Source organism: Hydrogenophaga sp. (genome assembly GCF_028698005.1).
Lineage (GTDB): Bacteria > Pseudomonadota > Gammaproteobacteria > Burkholderiales > Burkholderiaceae_C > Hydrogenophaga.
In genome coordinates, this window is sequence record NZ_JAQVEJ010000245.1 from 1 (window position 1) to 3,009 (window position 3,009).

A 3,009-nucleotide genomic window follows, 5' to 3' on the forward strand; every position below is an offset into this window, starting at 1 on the left:
GAGACCTCTGGGCGCCTCGGGGAAGACCACCGACACCACGCGCCGCTCTTGTGCGGGCCTCCCGTTCGATCGGGAGCGATGCGTCAGGCATGAGAGTAAGGAAAAGGTGCCGGTTCACGTCAGGCGTGGTGTGGAGCGGCCCCCAGGTCCAGAGGCATTTATTATGAAAGTCCGCGGGACCGGAGCACGAAGGCTCTGCCCCTCTTGCCGGTCCGAAGGGGCTTTGGCGCCGGTTCGCGCCGGCAGGGTGCCACTGGTACCGCAGCGGCCCCGGGTGAAACCTTGTTCTACGAAGTCTAGCTTAGGAAAAAAGGGCATAGCAATCCATGATTGAGCCTTGGTCATGTGGATTGGGTTGCGGACTGTCACCTCACGGCCACAATCAGCGACACAACGCGCGCAGCACGTTCGCGAGTTTCTTGACGGCGATTTCCAGTTCGTGGGGGGCATGGGCGGCGAACCCCATGAGAAAACCGGCCTTGTGCCGGTTTGAGGCATGCAGCGCCGTGAGCCCCAGCAGGTCGATGCCGGCCCGGCGTGCCGATTCCACGGCCTCGTGCTCGGGGATGTCGCGGATGAACACGCAGGGCATCTGCATGCCCCCGGCCGGCACCCGTGGTTCCACGAAGTCGGCCAAGTGCTTGCGCACCAGGCGTGCCAGCACGTCGCGCCGTTCGGCATAGACCGCGCGCATGGTGCGTACATGGGCGCCGAAGTGGCCGCCTTGGATGAAGCGCGCCAGCGTGAGTTGCGGAATCGGCGCGCTGTGTCCATCCAGCAGGGTGCGGGCCACGGTCATGGGCGCCACCAGCGGCGGCGGCAGCACCATATAGCCGATGCGCAATCCCGGAAACAGCGATTTGGTGAAGGTGCCGATGTAGATCGTCCGCTCGTGCGGGTCGAGCCCCTGCACGCAGGCCGTGGGTTTGCCTTCGTAATGGAACTCGCTGTCGTAGTCGTCTTCGATGATCCAGTTGTGGTGCTGCCTGGCCCATTCGATGACGGCCAGCCGCCGATCCAGTGCCAGTGTCGCTCCGGTCGGGAACTGGTGCGATGGCGTCAGGGACACCGCCTTGGCCCGTTCACTGCATGCCTTCGTTGCCTCAAGCAGGTGTTCCACCCGCAGGCCGTCTTCATCCAGCGGTACGGGTACGCATTCCAGCCCGGCGGCATCAAACGCCTTGCGCGCGCCGTGGTACGCGGGGTCTTCGATGAAGATCCCGTCGCCGGCATCGAGCAGCACCGTGGCGCATAGCGTCATGGCCTGCTGGGAACTGGTCAACACCAGCACGCGCTCGGGCGTGGCGCGCGCGCCCCGTTCGAGATTGACGTAATCGGCGATGGCGCGCCGCAACGGCTCCATGCCCTGCGGCGGGCTGTGCAGCAGTGCCCGAGTGCCGTATTCCTTCAACACCTGCCGCTCCAGCCGCTCCCAGGTCTGGAGCGGAAAGCTGCGCGTTTCCGGCACGCCGGGTGCGAACGGGCGCGGCATCAGGAAGTCGCGTACACCACCGCTCTGGAACATGCCGCTGCCACGCCGGCTAAGGCGCACTGTTGCCATGCGATCCCCCGTGCGCCGCACCTTGCCGCCTCCTGGCAGACGCTGTGCCCGTTCCGACACGAAGCTGCCGCTGCCCACGCGCCGCTCGATGAAGCCTTCCGCATGCAACTGGCTGTAGGCCGACTCGACCGTATCGCGGGAAACCCCCAATGACTTCGCCAAGGCGCGTGACGCAGGCAATGGTCGGCCGACATCAAGCACGCCGTCGAGGATCAGTTGCCGGATGGACCGCTGTATGCGCGCATGCAGCGGCAAGGCACCATGTGCAGGGTCGCCGATCCAGGCTTTGACGGATTCGAGTTGAGCGTGTTTGAACAATTGGTCTGCGCCTCTTTAATAAATTGGCTGGGCATCACAAGCCATTTTAGCGCTATAAAGACAACCTGTTCATCCCCTTTGTCAGGAGTCGCCGTCAAGTCATGTCATCAGTCCCTTCGCCTTCGTCCGTTCGCTGGAACGACCTCACCCATCCTGTCGTGGCCGGTCTGATCTCGGTCATCGTTAACTACGGCGGTACCTTTATTCTGGTGTTCCAGGCTGCCAAGGTGGCCGGCCTTAGCCCGGAGCTGACGGCCTCGTGGGTGTGGTCGATTTCCATCGGCGTGGGCGTGACGGGGATCATCCTGAGCTGGATTTCCCGTGAGCCGATCATCACTGCCTGGTCCACGCCGGCGGCGGCATTTCTGGTCACGGCACTGGCGACAACGCCTTATGCCGAGGCAACCGGTGCCTACCTGATCTCGGCGGCCGCCTTCGTGGCGCTGGGGCTGTCGGGTTGGTTCGAGCGCGTCATTCGCCTGATCCCGCCGGGCGTGGCAGCCGGGCTGCTGGCCGGCATCCTGCTCCAGTTTGGCATCGGGGCCTTCGGCGGCATGAGCATCGACCCGCTGCTGGCCGGGCTGCTGATTCTTGCCTACGTGGTGTTCAAGCGATTCTCCGCCCGCTATGCGGTGGTGGGCATCCTGGTGCTGGGGCTGGCCTTCCTGTTGATTCAGGATCGCATCGATCTGTCCGGGTTGAGCCTGAAGCCGGCCGCGCCGGTTTTCACCATGCCCGCGTTTTCGCTCAACGCTTTGTTGAGCGTGGCGTTGCCGTTGTTCCTGATCACCCTGACCGGCCAGTACATGCCCGGCATGCTGGTTCTGCGCAATGACGGCTTCAGAACCAGCGCCAACCCCATCGTGACGGTTACCGGGCTCGGTTCCCTGCTGATGGCGCCATTCGGTTCGCATGCCTTCAACATCGCCGCGATCACGGCCGCCATCTGCACCGGCCGCGAGGCGCACGAGGACCCGTCCAAGCGCTGGATCGCCGGCATTGCCGCAGGCGTGTTCTACATCCTAGTCGGTGTGTTTGGGGTGACGCTGGCCGCTGTCTTCATGGCCTTCCCGGCGACCTTCATCACCACGCTGGCAGGCCTGGCGCTGCTGGGCACCATCGGCGGCAGC

At 64.4% G+C, this 3,009-nt stretch carries 2 protein-coding genes; one reads left to right on the plus strand and one right to left on the minus strand.

Annotation, left to right across the window (positions count from 1 at the left end):
- Positions 1-382 precede the first annotated feature (382 nt).
- Entirely contained in the window at positions 383-1,879 is a 1,497-nt protein-coding gene (locus PHQ87_RS15450) for a PLP-dependent aminotransferase family protein (protein ID WP_300236331.1), read from the minus strand.
- Positions 1,880-1,980: 101 nt separating this feature from the next.
- Here PHQ87_RS15450 and PHQ87_RS15455 point away from each other — a divergent pair.
- The coding region (locus tag PHQ87_RS15455) for a benzoate/H(+) symporter BenE family transporter (protein ID WP_300236333.1) at positions 1,981-3,009 on the plus strand (1,029 nt) is incomplete at its 3' end.